The 20,891-nt window shown below is 48.3% G+C and carries 11 protein-coding genes; 10 read left to right on the top strand and 1 reads right to left on the bottom strand.

The annotated features are described in order from the left end of the window. Positions 1–3 precede the first annotated feature (3 nt). From BN1938_RS16220 to trxA, 6 genes are all read left to right on the top strand, one after another. On the top strand, positions 4–2,619 hold the full coding sequence (locus tag BN1938_RS16220) for a hypothetical protein (RefSeq protein ID WP_050641580.1): 2,616 nt from the start codon (positions 4–6) through the stop codon (positions 2,617–2,619). A gap of 31 nt (positions 2,620–2,650) precedes the next feature. Further along, complete coding sequence (locus tag BN1938_RS16215; RefSeq protein ID WP_050641579.1) at positions 2,651–3,715, top strand: uroporphyrinogen decarboxylase family protein; 1,065 nt, start codon at positions 2,651–2,653, stop codon at positions 3,713–3,715. A gap of 105 nt (positions 3,716–3,820) precedes the next feature. Further along, positions 3,821–4,984 carry a uroporphyrinogen decarboxylase family protein gene (locus BN1938_RS16210; RefSeq protein WP_050641578.1) on the top strand — a complete coding sequence of 388 codons (1,164 nt, stop codon included), beginning with the start codon at positions 3,821–3,823 and terminating at the stop codon, positions 4,982–4,984. 120 nt (positions 4,985–5,104) lie between these two features. Continuing rightward, positions 5,105–7,186: a penicillin-binding transpeptidase domain-containing protein gene (locus BN1938_RS16205; RefSeq protein ID WP_330581583.1), complete on the top strand. Its 2,082-nt coding sequence runs from the start codon at positions 5,105–5,107 to the stop codon at positions 7,184–7,186. Between the two features lie 495 nt (positions 7,187–7,681). Then, positions 7,682–8,338 carry a Crp/Fnr family transcriptional regulator gene (locus BN1938_RS16200; protein ID WP_050641576.1) on the top strand — a complete coding sequence of 219 codons (657 nt, stop codon included), beginning with the start codon at positions 7,682–7,684 and terminating at the stop codon, positions 8,336–8,338. 130 nt (positions 8,339–8,468) lie between these two features. Further along, positions 8,469–8,777, top strand: a complete 309-nt coding sequence (gene trxA / locus BN1938_RS16195) for a thioredoxin (RefSeq protein ID WP_025654999.1) — start codon at positions 8,469–8,471, stop codon at positions 8,775–8,777. A gap of 370 nt (positions 8,778–9,147) precedes the next feature. On the opposite strand, the gene abc-f is transcribed toward trxA, so the two are convergent. Next, on the bottom strand, positions 9,148–10,716 hold the full coding sequence (gene abc-f / locus BN1938_RS16190) for a ribosomal protection-like ABC-F family protein (RefSeq protein WP_082203035.1): 1,569 nt from the start codon (positions 10,714–10,716) through the stop codon (positions 9,148–9,150). Between the two features lie 614 nt (positions 10,717–11,330). Here abc-f and BN1938_RS16185 point away from each other — a divergent pair. The 4 genes from BN1938_RS16185 to addA all read left to right on the top strand — a co-directional run bounded on the left by BN1938_RS16185 (position 11,331) and on the right by addA (position 20,877). Further along, on the top strand, positions 11,331–13,046 hold the full coding sequence (locus tag BN1938_RS16185) for a diguanylate cyclase domain-containing protein (RefSeq protein WP_050641575.1): 1,716 nt from the start codon (positions 11,331–11,333) through the stop codon (positions 13,044–13,046). 110 nt (positions 13,047–13,156) lie between these two features. Next, the gene (locus BN1938_RS16180; protein WP_050641574.1) at positions 13,157–13,864 is read left to right on the top strand and encodes a DUF5131 family protein; all 708 of its coding nucleotides are present in this window, start codon (positions 13,157–13,159) and stop codon (positions 13,862–13,864) included. 64 nt (positions 13,865–13,928) lie between these two features. Beyond that, positions 13,929–17,291 (top strand): PD-(D/E)XK nuclease family protein, encoded by a 3,363-nt coding sequence (locus tag BN1938_RS16175; protein ID WP_050641573.1) that lies wholly within the window; start codon positions 13,929–13,931, stop codon positions 17,289–17,291. After that, a complete protein-coding gene (gene addA, locus BN1938_RS16170) occupies positions 17,269–20,877 on the top strand; it encodes a helicase-exonuclease AddAB subunit AddA (RefSeq protein WP_050641572.1) in 3,609 nt (1,202 codons plus the stop codon). Before BN1938_RS16175 ends, addA begins: the two co-directional genes overlap by 23 nt. Positions 20,878–20,891 lie beyond the last annotated feature (14 nt).

Genomic DNA, 20,891 nt, shown 5'->3' with positions numbered 1-20,891 from the left:
GATATGGAGATGAATGGAAAAAACTGTCTGCGCCCGCTGTTCTGGCAGCACGGTGAGGCACATGAAATTCTGGAAAATGAGATAGAGCAGATGTACAAGAATGGGATCGGCGGGTTTATCGTGGAATCCAGGCCCCATCCCGATTTTATGGGAGAGGGCTGGTGGTCGGATCTGGATTTTTTAATAGCGGCAGCAAAGAAACGAGACATGGAGGTGTGGCTCTTCGATGACAGTGCCTATCCCAGCGGTTATGGAGCAGGAAAAATCAAAGAGCTGTATCCGCAGCATCTGAAGGTGTACCTGAGAGAATACCATATTGATGCAGTCGGGCCGCTGCGGGATGCTTGTTTTTATATCACCCCCTGGCTGAAGGAGGGAGAGGAACTTCTGGCCGTTACGGCAGTAAAGCGAAGCGATAAAGTGGACGGCATTGTGGATGAGTCCATATGTGACCTGACGGACCTGGTGGCAGACGGAAGGCTGTACTGGTCCGTGCCAGAGGGGGATTACCGCATCTTTTTGTTTGTAAAAACCCGGTATGGAGGGGAAGAGTGGACAAAAGATTATGTAAATCCCATAAGCAGGGAAGCGGCTGCAGCGTATATTTCGCTGGCTTATGAATCCCATTATGAAAGATACCGTGAGGAGTTTGGAAAAACAATAAAGGGCTTTTTCATAGATGAACCCAGATTCGGCAATGCAGAAGGTTATGAGAGAAAACTGGGATCGGGAGGCGGATACCGTGAGTGCATCAATGAGCAGGGAGTTGTCCTGCCGTATTCGGACGAAGTCTTCCCCATGCTTTCCCGGGAACTGGGGGAGGACTGCAGAAAAGACCTCCTGTATCTCTGGTACGGAGACAGTAAAAAGAGCAGAGATGTTCGTTACGGATATATGGATGTTATCACAAGGCTGTTCAGGGATGGTTTTATCGGGCAGATCGGAGACTGGTGCCGGGCACATAAAGTCAAGCTGACCGGCCATGTAGTGGAGGATAACGGCGCCCATGCCCGTACCGGCTATGGGAGCGGACACTTTTACAGAAGCCTGGAGGGCATGGATGAATCCGGCCTGGACGTGGTGTATCAGATCTGGCCGGAGCGTTTCGAAGGCAGGATGGAGAGCCCTTTTGGCTACCTCGATCTTACGTTCTACTATTGGGGGCTTGCAAAGATGGCGAGTTCCTTCGGACATCTGGATCCTAAAAAAGAAGGGAAGACCATGTGCGAAATATTCGGGGCATATGGCTGGCAGGAGGGGCTTAAGCTGATGAAATGGCTGACAGACCATGTCTGTGTCAGAGGAGTCAACCGGCTGGTTCCCCATGCATTTTCGCCCAAAGAGAATGATGAGGACTGCCCGCCGCATTTCTACGCGGGCGGGAAGAATCCGCAGTGGAAGTATTTTCACATCTGGTCGGAGTACGCGGGCCGTGTCTGCAGTCTGCTTTCTGACGGAGTTCATCAGTGCCCCGCGCTGGTAGTTTATCATGCGGAGGCACAGTGGGGCGGTGAAAGCCAGGCATTTGAAGAAATAGCCAAAGCACTGATGGAAGTACAGATTGACTGTGATATTGCGCCTATGGATTATCTTATGGACCGGGAAAAGACACAGATTGCCAACAGAAAGCTGTGGATTCATGATGAGCACTATGAAATGCTGCTCATGCCCTACGCACAGAATATCACACGAGAGTGGGCCTTAAGGCTCATGGAATTTGCAGATCAGGGCGTGCCGGTATATCTGACAGGCGGATATCCGGAACATATTTATTACAGTATTGATGAAGAGATTCTGCAGCGGCTGAAACGCCATCCGGGCATCTCTGTTACGGATTTGAGGGAGCCACGTCAGCTGCTGGAGGAGATCGGGGCAGCAGATGTCGCTGTAACTCCGGGAAGCCGTTATCTTCGTATCTACCATTACCACAGGCAGGAAACAGAGATGTATTTCCTGACAAATGAGAGTCTTTACGAATCCATTTCCACCGAGATCAAACTGCCGGTACAAAAAACTTATTATTTTTATGATGCCTTGGAAAACAGGACATACGATGCGGAAGGGCGGTTTGAAAAAGGGGAGACAATCATATGCTTAGAACTGCTGCCGTACCAGTCCCTGTTTTTAATCGGGGCGGCAAAGGAGCAGGAAACGCCGGTCATTACAGAAAAAAGAATATCTCAAAAGCACCTGGTGCCTCTAAAAGCGGACTTCCAAAAATGGAATGTACAGTTGACTGATGGGCTGCACAGGATGAAATTTGCCATGGAGACTCTTGCAAATATAACGGGACCTGATCTGTATCCGGAGTATGCGGGAGATATCGTATACACGACAAAGATGACTGCAGCAGATCTTCCGGAGAAAGGGCGGATATTCCTTGAACTGGGAGAGGCCTTTGAATGTGTGGAGGTTAAGCTGAATGGGGGCGTGATTGGCACAAAAATCTGTCCCCCTTACTGTTATGAATTGACCGGACTTATACAGAAAGAAAACGAGCTGGTTGTTACCGTAACCAATACCCTGTCCAAGTCGGTTCAAAACAATATGTTCGACCGCTATATGGCACAGGAGCCGTCCGGGCTGCTCGGGCCGGTCAGGTTACTGTATTCGGCTTAGCCGGATGACGGAAAATCAAGGAGGAGATGAGATGAACAGCAGAAAACGGGTTTTGAACTATTTTGCCAGAGAAAAACTGGATCGGGTTCCGATTGATTACTTTGCCAATCCGGGAATTGATGGGAAGCTAAAGCGGCACTTTGGGGTACACAGCGATGCGGCACTGCGAAAATGCCTGTATGCAGATTTCTATGGGATAGAGCCCCGCTATACCGGAAAACGGCTCCACGCAGAAAAACCGGGAGTGAGAGTGTCACCGGATTACGGGATTGTAACACGCTGGGTGGACAATGAGTACGGCGGTTATGAGGACTATTGTGAATTTCCATTAGAAGAGGCAGATGAGGAGACGGTCATGGCCTGGCCGATGCCCTCACCGGACGATTATGATTATGATGAAATACTGGAGCAGTGCAGGAGCCTTACAAAAGACTTTTCCTTGTTTGCAGGAAATGCCGGGTATGGGTGTTATATCAATTCGAATGGATTTTTGCGGGGCATGGAGCAGACTTTTATAGACATCATAACGCAGGATCCGGCGGGGGAACTGCTGGCAAAGCGTAGAATGGAACTGGAGCTTGCACGCATGGAACGTGTGCTCGATAAATGCGGGGATTATATAGACTTTATCTGGCTGGGGGAAGATTTGGGAACTCAGCAGGGCCCGCTGATCAGCATGGAAAGCTACCGCGCAGTGCTCAAACCCTGGCACCAGAAATATCTGGATCTGGCCGCTGCCTATCATAAGAAAACCATGCTTCATACATGCGGTTCCTCCAGCTGGGTATACCCGGAGATGATTGAAATGGGGCTCACTGCGGTTGATACGCTCCAGCCCGAGGCAAATAACATGTCTCCCAAGTACCTAAAAGAACAGTTTGGCGGAAAACTTTGTTTTCATGGATGTATCTCCACTGCAGGACCGGTGGTGGAGGGAACGGCGGAGGACGTAGAGAAGAATGTAAAGGAGACACTGGAGATTATGAAGCCAGGCTATGAATACGCGTTTTCCCCGACTCACATGCTCCAGGACAATACTCCATTGGAAAATGTTCTCGCCATGTATAAGGCGGCTGTCAGATACGGTACATATTAGAATTAAAATATATTTAACGAAATACTGTGTATCGTAGATACGCCTGTACCTTGAAAACACAGGCGCACGGATACACAGTTTTTGTTTCAAGAAAAGAGGTTATGTATGAAAAATTCCGAGAAGATGTTAAGAACACTGAACTTTGAAAAAGTGGACGGGGGAGGAACTGCGGCTGAAACATTTTTCCCATGGGCGTTAAGTGTGGACCGCTGGATTAGAGAAGGCCTTCCCCGGAAATTCAAATCCGAATCCCTTTATCCCGAACCGGAAAAACGCTATCAGAGATATCTGAACGATCTCATGACGGAACCTGTTTACCAATATGAGCAGTACATGGGCCTGGATGGAGTGAAACGTATGAGCTTCCGGATTCCTTTTAAATGTTTTGACAGAGAGATCATCGAGGATACACAGGAGTATCAGCTCAGGCAGGATGAAGACGGCTGGATCAGAAAATATTATAAGAAAAGAGCACTGGTAGAGGATATGAAACCGGTCATATGGGATCAGGCCAGCTGGTATCAATTGAAAATACGTGTTCTTCAGGAACTTGAGGACTGTTGTCAAGAGGAGAATATAAAGGCAGTGTATGAAAAGTATAAGCTGGATTCTGAAAGGGAAGACTATTCCGTACGCTTTCGCATATCCGGTTTTTTCTGGACTTTGAGGGAATTATTTGGAGACGAGGAGCATATGTATGCCTATTACGATGAGCCGGAGCTGCTGCACGAAATCAATGAATTTATTCTAAAAACATATCTGATCTGTCTGGACAAGATCATGGCATGGGTAAAACCGGAAGTCCTGTTGATAGAAGAAGACTTAAGCGGCAGTGGGGGTCCCATGATATCCGGTGGTCTGTTCGATGAATTCGTAGGGAAATACTACAAAAAGCTGATTCCCTTCTTAAAAAGCAAAGGTGCCGCGAATGTATTTATAGATACTGACGGGGACTTCTGTATGCTTATTCCGAATATGCTGCAGGCCGGAGTAGAGGGTTTCTTACCGGTAGACGTTAACGCAGGAATGGATATCGTAAAAATCAGAGAGGCATTTCCCCATGTTAAGCTGATTGGCGGCTTTAATAAGTTGAAAATCGCTGAAGGCCCGGAGGCAATCGATCAGGAATTCAGGCGTCTGCAGCCGGTGATCCGTCAGGGAGGCTACCTGCCGGGGGCAGACCATCAGGTGGCGCCGTCCACATCTTTGCAAAACTACCAATACTATATCAGACGCCTGAGGGCGGTTATGGAAGAAAGGAATGCTTAGAAGCTGCATACAAGATATTGACAGGGCAGGATTACAAATGTAATATTAAGAGGTAGGCGATGCGTATTCATTTAGCAGGAGAGGATCATAAAGGGTTCACAGAAAGGCAGGGAATTGATATTGGCAGAGAGAAAAGCATACAGGCGTAGGAAGAGAAGACAAAAACAGGGGAACAAGTGGATCATTCCGGCAGCAGCGGCGGCAATTGTTCTGGTGATACTGGCTGGTGTTTTGGCATGGTGGCTTCTGCGGGTTAAGACAACGCCCCAGGATGCAGCCGGGCAGTATTTTTCTCTGCTGAATGAGGGCAAGTATAAAGAGATGTATCAGCTGCTGAGTGAGGACACCAAAAAAAGCATTTCCCAGGAAGATTTTACGGAGCGGAACCAGAATATTTACGAGGGAATAGAGGCAAAAAACATAAAGGTGACAGTTCAGGGAGAGCCTGATTATAAAGAAGGTAAAAAGAAGGCAGTGCTTTCTTATTCAACTGCTATGGACACTCTGGCAGATGAACTTATATTTGATAATAAGATGCAGTTTGTAAAAGAGGGGAAGGATTACCGGATTGTCTGGGACTCTACTTTGATTTTCCCCTCTTTGCAGGATGGTTATAAAGTGCAGATCAACACCCAGACCGCAGCACGGGGATCCATACTGGACAGGAACGGCCAGATGCTTGCGGGCCAGGGGATTGTATCCGAAGTGGGTATAGTCCCGGGCAAACTGGGGGAAGACAAAGCAGGATCCGTGAAGAAAATTGCGGAAATCCTGGGGATGACGGAGGATAATATCAATGAAAAACTGAGCGCTTCCTATGTGCAGGACGATTCGTTTGTACCGGTGAAAGAACTTGCAAAAAATGACCCTGCCGAACAAGAGCTTCTGCAGATACCGGGAATCATGATTAATGATAAGGAGGAGCGTGTATATCCGCTTGGAGCCGCAGCAGGCCAGCTTACGGGATATGTGCAGACCGTGACCGCGGAAGAGCTTGAAGAATTGAGGGAAAAGGGGTATCATGAGAATAGTGTGATAGGAAAGTCTGGTCTGGAAAGGGCTCTGGAGGATGAACTCAAAGCCGTTGACGGATGCAGCATTGTGATCGTGAACGAGGAGGGGACGGAGATCGAAACGCTGGCCCTGAAACCGGCGGAGAATGGGAAGGATGTGCAGGTAACAGTGGATGCCGGGCTGCAGACAACGGCGTATGAACAGTTTGCATCGGATCCGGGCACGGCCGCAGCCATGAATCCCAAGACAGGAGAAATACTGGCATTGGTGAGTACTCCTGGGTATGATCCCAACGAATTTATCATGGGTATGTCCGAGAAACGCTGGGAGGAACTGAATAACGATGAAAATAAACCTTTAACCAATCGATTCAATACGTCATGGGTCCCGGGCTCTACTTTCAAAGCTATAACAGCCGCAATCGGTGTGGAATCCGGGAAGATCCAGCCGGATGCCAATATGGGGTATGTGGGATTAAGCTGGCAGAAGGATGGAAGCTGGGGCGATTATCACGTAACAACGCTGACGGATTATGGTTCTGAGGTGAATCTGGAAAATGCTCTGGTATACTCAGACAACATTTATTTTGCCAGAGCCGCGCTGGATATAGGTGCGGACACGATCAGTGAGTATTTTAAGAACATGGGATTTGATGAACAAATGCCGTTTGAGCTGACACTTTCCGAATCCACATATGACGACGATGACAATATCGATTCTGAGATCCAGCTTGCGGACACCGGCTACGGCCAGGGGCAGCTGCTGGTGAATCCTGTTCATATGTTGTCCATGTACAGCATGTTTATGAACAGCGGAAATATGCTTCAGCCCACAATTCTGTATAAAGAGCAGGCAGAGGGCAAAGTATGGAAGGAAAAGGTGGTTTCGCCGGAGACGGCTGAACTGGTGAAGAATGACTTGGTGCAGGTCATCGAAAATCCTTCCGGCACGGGAGCAAGCGCAAAAATAGACGGCGTATTGATGCTTGGTAAAACCGGTACGGCGGAAATCAAAGAGAGCCAGGACGATACGGACGGAGTAGAAAGAGGCTGGTTCGTCTGCGGAACGACGGAGGATATCGCAAAGCCGGTGCTTGCAGTCGGTATGGTAGAAGATGTAAAGAGCAAGGGCGGCAGCGGATATGTGACAGCTAAAGTCAAGGAATTTGTGGCGTCTTATGTGCAGTAATGCTGTAGGGGAAAGTGAACAATTTACAAGAAGAGTTTTTGTTTATTATTAAATGGCAAAATATGTAATAATATATAAAGATATTTGGATTAGGATATAAATATTGAGATGAGATGAGACATATGCTAGAATCATTGCAAGAACAACCGTAAACAGGGTGGTTGGCCTCCCGTTCTTATTACATAGAAGGGAGGTGGTGCAAATGGATAAAAAACCGTTTGATTTTAAGGATCTCATGCAATTTGGAATGCTCCTGATTGCACTGCTGACCTTTATTTATCTTATGAGCCATTAGCATAAGAAAATCCACCCTCTTACTTTGACAGGTACTGGGTGGAATTTCTCACATAATCTTTCAAAGGTCAACCTTTACGGTTGTTCTTGCTATATTGTTAATATAGCATAAAAATAATTATTATGCAATCAAGAGAGATTATTTTCAAACTTAATTTTTTTTACAGCTAAATTTTGATATGACAGGTGGGACCGTTTATTATGAAGGAATTACTGAAAAGGACGCTTCCCTTTTGGGATGATTTAACAAAAAGGGAACAGGATGCACTGGCGCAGCGGGTAGTAGAAAGTACATACGAGAAAGGCACAATCCTTCATTATGGAGGACGGGAATGTGCCGGTGTGCAGATTATCAAATCCGGTCAGGCCAGAGTCTATGTGACTTCCCCCGGCGGGGGCGAGATTACGCTGTTCAGGCTGGTGGATGAAGACGTCAGTATCCTGAGCGCGGCATGTATGATGAAGGGACTGGATATCGAACTGGATATGGAGCTGGAGCAGGATTCTGTCATTTGTACAATTCCCAAAGGTGCATACAGGGAAATCAGTGAGCAGAACGCGAAAGTTAAGGACTACACTCTGGAAATGATCTCTGAAAAATTTTCGGATATCATGTGGCTGTTTAACCAGTACGTATTTTCCAATGTAGCCTCCAGGCTGGCGGATACAATACTCGAACACCGCTCACTGGCAGGTTCTGATACCTTCAAAATCACCCACGATGCCCTGGCCCGCGATATCGGAACCGCCAGAGAGGTCGTGACCAGGCTGCTAAAACAATTTCAGACAGACGGTCTGGTAAAACTTACACGCGGTCACATTGAAGTATTGGATGCGGCAAAGTTGGGCAAAGTATAAATAAGAAGCCTGTTTTGTGATTATGTCACAGAAAGAATAATAGATTGTGTTATACTTACAATATAAACAAAGCAAACAATTCTTACTCAACTAAAATAGTGAGCATCTAAATTAAAGGAGGAAACAAATTATGGCAGTTATAAAACTTACAGCACAGAATTTCGAGCAGGAGGTAGTAAACTCAGAAAAGCCGGTACTGGTAGACTTTTATGCAGACTGGTGCGGCCCATGTAAAATGATGGCTCCTGTAGTAGAAGAAATTGCAGAAGAAAAAGAAGATGCAAAAGTGTGCAAGCTGAACATCGATGAAGAGATGGAAATTGCACAAAAATATGGAGTAATGAGCATACCCACACTCATGGTATTCAAAGACGGAAAAGTCGTAAAAAAAGATTTGGGGGCAAAACCCAAAAGCGCAGTCCTCTCCATGTTCGAGTAGAGGGATGTGTAGGAGGGGATGGCTGGTATGGGGACGCTGTGCGGAATCGTGACAGGGGTCTCTGGGATGCAGCATTATGGCATAACAGCCTCTAATCAAAATAAAAGCCAACATGATGAACACCGCCGACAAACACGGGAATGCCGGATGCATTCCCGCTTGAGTCGGCTTGACAGCAGGACTGGTAGTCCTGCTGTCAGTTCATATGTTGGCTTTTATTTTGATGAAGAGGCTGTAATGCCATAATGAAGCATCCCAAAGCCCCCTGTCACGATTCCCCACAGCTGGCGCATCCGGCAGACAGTAAGCCTTCTTCACGGGGGTGCCCTATAGGCGGGAGCTGCGGATGTGTGCGGGATACACGGTACGTTTAGAAAGCAGACGGGCTGCTTCCAGCCCCCTCACCTTTTCTCCCGGCGGCCTTTCTCTCCCCATTTTGGACAGGCGCCCCCTTATCCAACTCCAGATCCACCACCAAAGTTGCTACCTTATTTTGGAATGCCTCGTCGTGTTCTACGAAGATCATTGTTGGCTGATATTCCCGCAGAAGGTTTTCGATCTGCATACGGGAGAATACGTCGATGAAGTTCATGGGTTCGTCCCAGATGAACAGGTGGGCGGGCTCGCAGAGGCTTTTGGCGAGCAGGACTTTCTTTTTTTGGCCCTCGCTGTATTCTTCTATGTTTTTTTCGAATTGGATTCTGCTGAAATCCAGTTTTCGCAGGAGTGTTTTAAATATGGTTTCATCCAGGTTCCATTGCGCGGCAAAATCAGTGAGGCTTCCTTTTAGCCAGGAGGTGTCCTGGGAGATGTAGGATAGCTTCACCTGGCTTGCGAGATGCAGGCTGCCGGTATATGGGACAGGCTCCCCCAGGATTAATTTGATCAGGCTGGTCTTGCCGCATCCGTTTTTTCCTCTCAGGCAGATGCGGTCTCCCTGACGTACTGTGAAATTGATATTCTGGCAGACGGGTGTATCTTTGTATGCGATACAGATGTCTTCCATGGAGAGCAGTACGCTTGTGTGGAAGCGCAGCGGATTGAGTTTCAGGTCATCGGCTGTCTCGATGTTTTTCAGGAGATGCTCTTTTTCGGAGATCGCGTTTTGCTGACGTTTTTGTGTGGACTTGGACCGTTTCATCATCTTGGCGGCCTGGTGGCCTATATGGCCTCTGTCCGGGCGCAGGCCGGCAATGCGGGTTCCCGTTTTGGTACCTTCGATTTTGTCTGACCAGCGTTCGGTTCGCCGGGAAGCCTCCTCCAGGCGCCGAATATCCTGCTTTAGCTGGACATTGCGTTCCAGTTCCATTTTATCTTGAGCTTCTTTATTGGCAAACCAGGAAGAAAAGGTTCCTTTCTGTATCTCGATGTCCGCTTTATTGATGGAAAGGACATGGTCTATGCATTCGTCCAAAAAGGCACGGTCATGGGAGATCAGGATAAAGCCGTTTTTGCTGTTCAAGTACCGGGCGACTTTTTCCCGGGCTCTGATATCCAAATGGTTAGTGGGCTCATCGATCAGTAAAAATGCATTTTCCTTTAAGAACAGTGCCGCCAAAAGTACTTTTGTGCGCTCTCCGTTGCTGAGAGACGAAAAGGGGCGGTACAGGATTTCGGGATCAGCGTCCAGCAGGTTGAGTTCCTTGCATATCTGCCAGCTCTCTGCAAGGGGGTTGACCTCCTCTATGATTGAAAGCGTCATATCCTCCGGATGTTCTACCGGATAGGGAAAATATTCAAAATCTACACTGGCTGAAATCGTACCGCGGTAGTTGTATTTCCCAAGCAGAAGATTGAGAAATGTAGTCTTTCCGCGCCCGTTTCTGCCGATAAATCCCAGCTTCCAGTCTGTGTCTATCTGAAAAGAAACATTTTCGAAGATCGGATCAAAGCTTGAATCATATGAAAAAGTTAAATTGGTTATTTGAATTCTTGACATAAGGCATACCTCCGTATCTGTGTTCTGACATATAGGTTGTTCTCCCCCTCCTGCGGCGGCAGGACAGGGATACGTAAAAAGAAAGCCGCAGAAAAGTTAATTCCTGCGGCTTCTGATTCAATATGGCAGTTCAGATACTCTGTCAAAAACGCCAGTCCTCTAAACAGAGCGGCGCTGAGAGCATGCGAATCAATGACTGCTGTCTATCAAGTGAAGAGAAGCAAATGAAGGAACCTTTCTGCGATTGCACAACAAAAAAACGGACCAAGTCCCCGTGTCATTTCGTTTTGTTATGCGGTATAAATTAGCAGAAAAAATTCTTCATCTTAACATCTCCTATCTGTGATCTTGATCTGGGATTATCGTAGCAGATATCAATCGAAATGTCAACGATAGGATTTTTATTTGCAGGTTACTATTCACAGGGCTGTACACAGTAACTTTTGAAGTGCGAATAGAGATTTGGAAATATTATTTCTATGGTAATTGTTTTATAAAGGCTTTATAATAGACCTACGGAGATTGAATACTACCCGTGATTGTAAAATAACAATATATAAAGTCAAGCAGATAAGCCAATGGTACATATGGATGCTGAATAGGAGATAATAGAGATGGAAATGGAGAACAGTGGAAAACAGGGTCAGGAACGAGACGCCATTTTGCGGACGGTCCCCGCGGGTATGATACGGCTGGATGCACGGGATCTGCGTACGATTTTATGGTATAATGACATTTTCCTGGAAATGATCGAATATACCAGGGAACAGTTTGAAGAGGAGCTCCATAGCCGATGCAACTATCTGCATCCGGAGGATTTCAAGCGTGCAAGCGTATTGGCCGGCAATCTGACTGAGACCGGAGAGCATGTTGTATTCGAGGTAAGGGCATATACACGCTCCAAAGCAGAAAGAATCTGGACCGTATCGCTTTGCTATGTCAGTGGGGAAGACTGCGGGGACGGTATACCGTCTTACTATAGCATCGGCCTGGATATTACGGGTGAAAGAAAGAAGATAGAGACGCTGCAGCACATTGCGGAGAAAGATTCTTTGACCGGTATTTATAACCGTGCGGAGATAGAGAAGCAGATTAAGAAGTATATTGTGGAAAACAGTAATGCCATGGGCGCATTATTTATGATCGATACAGATAATTTTAAACAGATCAATGATACGAACGGACATATGGTCGGGGATATCGTTCTGGCTGAGATGGCAGCCGGGATGAAGGGACTGATGCGGGAAAGCGATATTGTGGGCAGAATCGGTGGAGATGAGTTTATCGTTTTTATGAAGAACATTGTAACACCTAAGGATGCGGAGAAAAAGGCGGAGGATCTTCTGCGCATGTTCCGGCACCTGTTTGAGAAGGAGAAAAGTCCGGTGTGTATCACATGCAGCATCGGGGCAGCGATATACCCCAGGGACGGGCGGACATTTAAGGAAATGTACAGAAAAGCCGACCTGGCCTTATACCAGGCAAAAAGCCGGGGGAAGAATAATTATGTCATTTATGACTGTAATACGGTCTGTGAGCTGGGAATGATGGAATACAGTTCACCTAGGACAGCGATTGAATCGGAAAACAGATATGCTAAAAGCGGGGATAATCTGGCCAGGTATGTATTCCGCATCCTATATCAGGCGGAGAATGTGGATCAGGCGGTGAATGCGGTCTTAGAACTTGTAGGGAAACAATTTGACGTAAGCCGGGCTTATGTATTTGAAAATACCAGCGATGGAAGGTATACCACGAATACTTATGAGTGGTGCAGCGAAGGCATCGAGCCGGAGATTGACAATCTGAAAGATCTTGATTTTAAAGAGTATGGAGATTATGAGAAGCTTTTTGGGGAAGATTCTATTTTCTACTGCCGTGATATTCATACCCTGAAACCCGAACAGGAAGAACTGCTGGCCAGGCAGAAAATACATTCCACTCTGCAGTGTGCCTGCTGGAATGAGAATGTTTTCAGCGGGTTTGTCGGATTTGATGAGTGTACAGGCCTGCGTTTGTGGACACAGGAAGAGGTGAGCACACTTTCGCTGATATCCCAGGTACTGTCCATTTTCCTGCAGAGTAAGAAGATAAAAAAAGTAAATCAGGAGATGCAGCAGTATCAGACGGTTTTGAACAGCCTGGACGAATGTATTTACGTGGTAGAAAAGGAAGAGGGATTATTACTGTATGGAAACAGAAAATTCAGAGAACTGTATCCGGAGTGTAAAATCGGACATTCCTGGAGTTCCGGCGGTCCTGATTTTTACAATCAGAATAAAATGTCAATAGTATGGGAACAGAAAGCTGCTTTTCTGTGTATTGAGTGATAGCAGTTCAGGCCTGCCTGAACTGTTACATTGAGTAACCGGGGAGCAAAAGTGCTGTGAAAAGTAAATATTAGGGGACGCACGGCGTCTGAATAAGGGGAGGCAGATGGATGGCAATGTGGAATCCGTGGCGGGGATGCCACAGGAAGAGCGAAGGATGTAAGTACTGTTATATCCACAAAGGAGACAGCAAAAAAGGGGCTGATACGGATCAGGTTGTGCGGACGGACAAGTTTTATGCTCCGGTCGAGAAGAAGAAGTCCGGTGATTATAAGATGAAATCCGGTCAAACGGTATATGTCTGTTTTTCGTCGGACTTTTTGCTGGAGGATGCGGATGAATGGCGGGCAGAATGCTGGGATATGATCCGGGAGCGCCAGGATCTGCATTTCTTGTTTCTGACAAAGAGAATTGAACGGTTTATGCAGTGTATTCCAAAGGACTGGGGAGACGGCTATGAGAATGTCACGGTGGGATGTACCATAGAGAATCAGGAGATGGCCGATGCCAGGCTGTCTATATTTTCCGGTCTTCCTATCAGGCATAAGAACATCATCTGCCAGCCTCTCATTGGCAGTATCCGGCTGGAGCAGTATCTGGAGGGCGTGGAACTGGTCGTGGCGGGCGGGGAATCCGACAAAAATGCGCGGCCGCTGGATTATGAATGGATACTTTCTCTGCGGGAACAGTGCATCAGGGCAGGAACACATTTCGAATTCAGACAGTGCGGAACACACTTTATCAAGGACGGGAAAATGTACACATTGGCGGTCCGTGATCTGGGGAGCCAGGCCAGGAAAGCCGGAATTAATGTATAGGGGTCAGGCCCCGCCGCAAAAGGGTCTGACCCCTTTGGAGTTTTTTAGATATTAGGAGGTATGGATGGCTTTACAATTTATTTTTGGGAATTCCGGTTCAGGAAAGTCTCATTACTTATATCAAAAGGTGATTGAAGATTCTATGAATCACCCGGATCTGAATTATCTGGTACTGGTGCCCGAGCAGTTTACGATGCAGACGCAGAAGGATCTGTGTACACTGCATCCCCGGCATGGAATCATGAATATTGATGTTCTGAGCTTCGGTCGGCTGGCGCACCGGATCTTTGAGGAGACCGGGCAGGATACGAAGCGGGTTCTGGATGATGAGGGGAAGAATCTGATTTTGCGTAAAATTGCGGGAGACTATGAAAACGAGCTGAAGGTGCTGCGGGGGAATCTGAAAAAGCAGGGCTATATCAGCGAGGTGAAGTCGGTGATCTCGGAGTTCACCCAGTATGGGATCGGGTTTGAAAAGCTGGATGACTTTATGGAAGGGCTGGAACCGGAGAGCTATCTTCATTATAAGCTGCAGGATATCCGCAAGGTATATGAGGGTTTTGAAAATTATCTGGCGGACAAGTATATCACAAAGGAAGAGCTGCTGGATGTGCTGAGCGGCGCGGTGCCCCATTCGGAACTGCTGAGACACAGTGTGGTGGTGCTGGATGGATTCACCGGTTTTACTCCGGTACAGAATAAGCTGCTGGGGGAACTGATGAGGGTATGCAGAAAAGTCGCCGTCACGGCGGTGATGGATTCACGGGAGGATCCCTATGTGTACAGCCATCCCTATCAGCTGTTCGCCCTGAGCCGTCAGATGGTGACTAGCCTTGTGCGTACCGCCCGGGAGAACAGGGTTGAGGTTGAAGATGCGGTCTGCCTGTATGAGCGGCCGTTTTACCGGTTTAAAGAGAACGAGGTGCTGGGATTTTTGGAAGCAGAGCTGTTTCGGTATTCCAAAAATCAGTATGATAAGGCACAGGAGGTCCTTTCCGTCCATATCACGCGTAATCCGAAACAGGAATCAGAATATGTGGCATCACAGATCCGGTATCTGGTGCGGGAAAAAGGCCTCAGATACCGGGACATTGCGGTGATTGCAAGCGATATGCACGCTTACGCGGCCAGTCTGGAGAAAGCCTGTGACACGTATGCTATTCCGATATTCATGGACCATAAAAAGAGTATCCTGCTGAATGCCTTTGTAGAATATGTGAGGAGCCTTCTGGCAATGGCGGAGCAGAGTTTTTCCTATGAGAGCGTCTTCCGGTATCTTAGGACGGGTCTTGCAGGATTTACCCGCCGGGAAATTGACCAGATGGAAAATTATGTGCTGGCCCTGGGGCTGAAAGGCTATAAAAAATGGCAGTCTGCCTGGGTGAGACGTACCGCTGGAATGGAGGAAAGCGCGCTTGCTGAGTTAAACGGCCTGAGGGTACGTTTTGTAGAACAGCTGGATTCTCTTGTATCTGTACTGAAGCGCCGGAATAAAACGGTAAGAGACGTGACGGAAGCGGTATATCATTTTCTTGTGGAGCAGCAGGCGCAGATCCGTCTCAAAGAGATGGAGATCCGTTTTCAGGAGCAGGGTGAACTGGCACTAGCGAAGGAATATGCCCAGGTCTACCGTATTACGATAGAATTGTTTGATAAATTCGTTGAGCTTCTGGGGGAGGAAAGAATATCACTGAAGGAATACTGCGAACTGCTGGATGCCGGACTGGAAGAAGCCAAGGTGGGGGTAATTCCGCCCAGCCTGGACCAGGTGGTCATCGGGGATGTGGAGAGAACCCGTCTGAAAGATATCAAGGCTCTTTTTTTTGTAGGGGCGAATGATACCCTGCTTCCCGGTAATCTTGGGCAGGGAGGTCTTTTATCCGAACGTGACCGGGAGCATTTTGCCAGCCGGAAACTCAGTCTCTCCCCGGGAGCAAAAGAAAAAACCTATATTCAGAAATTTTACTTGTACATGAACCTGACAAAGCCGACGGACTATCTGTCCATTTCATTCAGCAGGGTATCAGCCGAGGGAAAAACGCTCCGGCCGGCCTACCTTGTACAGGATATACGGCGTCTCTACCCGCAGCTTAAAATCGTGGATGAAGAAATGAAAGGCATTGCGGATATGGAGCTGACGGGCAGGACCGCTATGGACCATCTCATCCGGGGCCTGCGGAACCGGGCGGCAGGGGTGACTGATGAGTGGAAGGAACTTTATACCTGGTATGTGAAGCACGGAGCAAGGACCGGAAAAGTACTGGATGCCGCTTTCTTTGTAAAAAAACCAGAGCGCCTTTCCCCGTCGTCTGCGGGACTGATGTACGGGGATCCCTCCCGCTTCAGCGTAACCCGGCTGGAGCGCTTCGCCTCCTGTGCATATGCACATTTTCTGAACTATGGACTGCGCCTTTCGGACAGGGAAGCATATCAGTTTGAGGCTATGGATCTGGGAAATATCGCCCACCAGTCAATGGAACGTTTTTCCAAAAAAGCAGAGATGAACCAGGTCTTGTGGACGGAGATGCCGGGAGAAATGCGTGCAGAACTGATCGAGGAAAGCGTGGAGGAAAGTATTGTGGATTATGGCAACACGGTTCTTTACAGTACAGCGCGCAATGAATATATGATCACCCGCATTAAAAAGCTGATCCACCGGTCGGTGTGGGCTCTGACAGAGCAGCTGAAAAAGGGGGACTTTGTGCCGAGCGGTTATGAGATGAAGTTTGGCAGCGGGAAGATTGACCGGATCGACACCTGCGAGGACGAAGAAAAAGTTTATGTAAAGGTAACGGATTATAAAACCGGCTCCAAAAGCTTTGACATTACTGCATTTTATCATGGGCTGCAGATGCAGCTGCCCGTGTATTTGAATGCGGCCATGGATATAGAACAAAGAAAGTATCCGGGGCGGGAAATTCTGCCTGCCGGCATCTTTTATTACCGCATGAAGGATCCGATCGTGGAGAAGGAGAAAAATGAAGCGGTCCTGGAGGAAAAACTTCTGAAGGAACTGAAACTGGACGGCCTTGTCAATGCGGATGAGGCAGTGATCCAGCACCTGGAAAGGGGGCTGTCGGGAACATCAAATCTAATTCCGGTAGGAAAGAATAAAGACGGAAGCCTGAACCGGTATTCCAGAGTGCTTGCTCCGGAAGATTTTCATACGCTTCTGGTTTACACAAAAAGAAAAGAGCAGGAGCTCAAGAGAAGAATCCTGTCAGGGGAGACACAGGCCCTGCCCTATGAACTGGAGGGAGAGACGGGCTGTGATTACTGTGCGTACCGGGATATCTGCGGCTTTGATGTGCGCATTGAGGGATGTGAATATCGGAAAATGGAAAAGCTGGACAGGGAAGAAGCGGTAGAGAGAATGAGACAGGACGGAAAGGAGCAGCAGGAAAATGGACGTGAAATGGACCAGTGAACAGCAGAAAGTTATTGATTTGAGAGAGCGGAACATTCTGGTCTCGGCAGCAGCGGGCTCCGGGAAAACGGCGGTTCTTGTTGAGCGTATCATCCGGATGCTGACAGATCCGGAGAAACCTGCTGATGTGGACCGGCTTCTGATCGTGACATTCACAGAGGCGGCAGCTGCGGAGATGAAGGAACGTATCCGCGGAGCAATCGAGCAGGCGCTGGAGGAACGCCCGGAAGACGTACACCTGCAGCGGCAGGCAACCCTGATCCACAGCGCGCAGATTACAACCATTCACAGTTTCTGTCTGTCCGTTATACGGGAGCATTTTCATATCCTGGATATTGACCCGAGTTTCCGCATCGCGGAGGAGGGAGAACTAAAGCTCCTCAGACAGGATGTTCTCGATGAATTATTAGAAGCATGCTATATAAATGCGGAGACTTCGTTCCTGGAGTTTGTAGAGAAGTTCGGCATAGGCAGAAATGATAAAAAAATCGAAGAGATTATCTTAAAGCTGTATGATTATTCCAGAAGTTATCCACAGCCGGAACTATGGCTGGACGCATGTGTGAGGAGTTACCGGACCGGGCGGGATGACGGTACCGGTACGGAGCCGGCCTGCATGGAGCGTGTGAAAGTACTGGTCCGTCAGAAAACAGGGGATATGCTGCTGATCCTGGAGGAAGGCCTGCGCCTGTGCGGGCTGCCCGATGGTCCTTATATGTATGGGGAGATGCTGGAAGCTGACAGCGAAGGCCTGGAACATCTCTTGAAGCAGGAGTCCTTTGCGGGGATGTACGAAGCCGTCCAGGGAATTGCGTGGAAGCGTCTTTCAGCAAAGAAAGATGATTCTGTGGATGTGGATAAAAGGGATCAGGTGAAAGCTCTGCGTGAAAAAGTCAAGAAAATGATGAAGGATATTACCGCAATGTACTTCTATGAAGCGCCGGAAGAAATCCTGAAAGACATGGAGGAATCTGCGGATTCCATGCAGGTGCTGACAGATCTGGTGAAGCAGTTCTCCGAAGCATTTTCCCGGAAAAAGCAGAGCAAAAATATGATAGACTTCAGCGATATGGAACAATTTGCCCTGCGGATTCTGACCACGGAAGAAGAGGGCAGGCTTGTGCCTTCACTTGCGGCGGCGGAGTATCAGGAACAGTTTTTAGAAGTTATGATTGATGAGTACCAGGACAGCAACCTGATACAGGAGGCTATTTTGACCAGCGTGTCTACGGTAAGCAAGGGCAGAAATAACATTTTCATGGTGGGGGATGTCAAACAGAGCATCTACAGGTTCCGCCTTTCCAGGCCGGAACTGTTTATGGAGAAATATGAGACATACAGCCAGGAGGACAGCGACCGGCAGCGGATCGACCTGCATAAGAATTTCCGAAGCAGGGAGGAAGTGCTTGGGAGCGTCAACTTTATCTTTGAACAGATCATGCGCAGGGAGCTGGGCGGCATCTGTTATGACGGGCAGGCGGCTCTCTATCCGGGCGCTTCCTATGATCCGCAGCTGGACGGGCAGGGAAGGAGCCTCAATCGGGCGGAGCTGATCCTGGTAGATACGTCCGATGACGGCTTGGCCGGAGAAACCGGCAGAGAGAGGGAAGCCCGTGCTGTGGCCCGGCGTATCAAAGAACTTTTGCTAAGCGGCCGGGTTCTGGACAAGGCATCCGGAACTTACCGGGCGCCCCGGTATAAGGATATCGTGATCCTGACCAGAAGCATCAAGGGATGGGCCGATGTCTTCGCGGCAGTACTGGGGGAGGAAGGGATACCCGCCTATGCCGGAAGCCGCGAAGGATATTTTGAAACCTATGAGGTAAGCGTCCTGCTAGATTACCTGCGAATCCTGGATAATTTCATGCAGGAGCTGCCGCTGACGGCTGTACTGACCTCCCCGTTTGCAGGTCTGAACGCGCAGCAGCTGGCGGACATCCGCAATGCATATCCGGAACTTCCCTACTATGAGGCAGTCCTGGAATACGCCCATGCCAAAGAGCAAGGCGGAGATCTCAGAAAGCTTCTGCAGGCATTTCTGGAGAAACTGGAATATTTCCGGGAAATGGTTCCTTATACTGCCATACATGAGCTGCTCTGGAGGATTATCGAAGACACGGGCTACGGCCTTTATATCGCATCCATGCCGGGCGGGGCGCAGCGTGAAGCAAATGTGGAAATGCTGGTGGAAAAGGCGTCTGCATTTGAAGGCACGAGCTATAAAGGGCTCTTTAACTTTGTACGCTACATCGAACAGCTGAAAAAGTACGATGTTGACTATGGAGAAGCCAATATAGCCGATGAACAGTCTGATACGGTGCGGATTATGACGATCCACAAGAGTAAGGGCCTGGAATTCCCCATTGTATTTGTATGCGGTATGGGGAAGCAGTTCAATACCCAGGATGTAAAAGGAAGTATCGTGATACATCCGGAGTGGGGCGTTGGTATAGACGCGATTGATCTGGAAAAAAGAACCAGGATTTCTACTATATTAAAGAAGGTAATCCAGGAAGAGATAACCAGAGAAAATCTGGGCGAGGAACTGCGGGTACTCTATGTGGCTCTGACCAGAGCGAAGGAAAAGCTGATCATGACGGGCGGGCTGCCCCAAGCAGGAGAAGTGCTTGAGCAATATCGGGAAGAGCAGGCTCCAGGCGGTAAGATTCTGCCCCTGCCGTATTATGTGCTTTCCGGTGCGCGCACCTATCTGGACTGGATACTCCCGCTCATTCCACGGATTACGGAAGAGGTTCCGCTGGAAGTTACGGTTACAGACTGTCTGGACGCCGTAGCAGCAGATACGGTGGAACAGCAGGCAGAAAGCCTGGCGAGAGATATCCTGGAGCACTGGAACACAGAACATATCTATCACAAAGCACTTCGTGAGAGACTGCCCGAACAGCTGGAGTATACGTACCCCTATGGACAGGAGCAGAAACTAAAGCTTAAATTCACGGTATCCGAGCTGAAAAAGCGTGCCTATCTCTCGGAGGAATCGGGAGAAGAATTATACGAAGAACCGGAGATCGTACCGCTTCTTCCGGAATTTCTCAAGGAATCAGCCGAGCTTACGGGGGCATCCCGGGGAAGTGCATATCATAAACTACTTGAATTACTGGACTTTTCCCAGGATTACGATGCAGATACACTGGAAAAAGAAATTACCAACCTGCAGGGGGAGGGAAAACTGTCGGACGAGATGGCAGAATGCATCCGCATTCCGGACATACTGGCCTTTTTACACTGTGAGAGTGGACTGCGTATGCACAAAGCGGCCCGGAATCACCTGCTGAAAAAAGAACAGCCATTCGTACTGGGAGTGGACGCCCATGAAATCTACCCTGATGAAGCCACTGAAGAGACGATCCTGGTACAGGGTATCATCGATGTATACTTCGAGGAAGACGGAGAGCTGGTCGTCCTGGATTACAAAACAGACAAAGTAAAAACAGCCCGTGAGCTGCAGGAAAAATATCATGCCCAGCTGGACTACTATGCCCAGGCGCTGGAACAGCTTCTGGGAAAAAAAGTAAAGGAAAAAATCATCTATTCCTTCACACTGGAACAAGAGATACAAGTATAAAACAAAAAAGGAGT

Source organism: Eubacterium sp. SB2 (assembly GCF_001244405.1).
GTDB lineage: Bacteria > Bacillota > Clostridia > Lachnospirales > Lachnospiraceae > Faecalicatena > Faecalicatena contortus_B.
The sequence above is the reverse complement of the archived record's forward strand: the minus strand, read 5'-3'. Positions and strand labels throughout refer to the sequence as shown.

What these genes read in the sequence shown, in the direction of transcription:
- BN1938_RS16185 (WP_050641575.1), top strand. Translation starts at nt 11,331, where the DNA reads ATGGAAATGGAGAACAGTGGAAAACAGGGTCAGGAACGAGACGCCATT.
- BN1938_RS16180 (WP_050641574.1), top strand. Translation starts at nt 13,157, where the DNA reads ATGGCAATGTGGAATCCGTGGCGGGGATGCCACAGGAAGAGCGAAGGA.
- trxA (WP_025654999.1), top strand. Translation starts at nt 8,469, where the DNA reads ATGGCAGTTATAAAACTTACAGCACAGAATTTCGAGCAGGAGGTAGTA.
- addA (WP_050641572.1), top strand. Translation starts at nt 17,269, where the DNA reads ATGGACGTGAAATGGACCAGTGAACAGCAGAAAGTTATTGATTTGAGA.
- BN1938_RS16200 (WP_050641576.1), top strand. Translation starts at nt 7,682, where the DNA reads ATGAAGGAATTACTGAAAAGGACGCTTCCCTTTTGGGATGATTTAACA.
- BN1938_RS16215 (WP_050641579.1), top strand. Translation starts at nt 2,651, where the DNA reads ATGAACAGCAGAAAACGGGTTTTGAACTATTTTGCCAGAGAAAAACTG.
- BN1938_RS16210 (WP_050641578.1), top strand. Translation starts at nt 3,821, where the DNA reads ATGAAAAATTCCGAGAAGATGTTAAGAACACTGAACTTTGAAAAAGTG.
- BN1938_RS16220 (WP_050641580.1), top strand. Translation starts at nt 4, where the DNA reads ATGGAGATGAATGGAAAAAACTGTCTGCGCCCGCTGTTCTGGCAGCAC.
- BN1938_RS16175 (WP_050641573.1), top strand. Translation starts at nt 13,929, where the DNA reads ATGGCTTTACAATTTATTTTTGGGAATTCCGGTTCAGGAAAGTCTCAT.
- abc-f (WP_082203035.1), bottom strand. Translation starts at nt 10,716, where the DNA reads ATGTCAAGAATTCAAATAACCAATTTAACTTTTTCATATGATTCAAGC.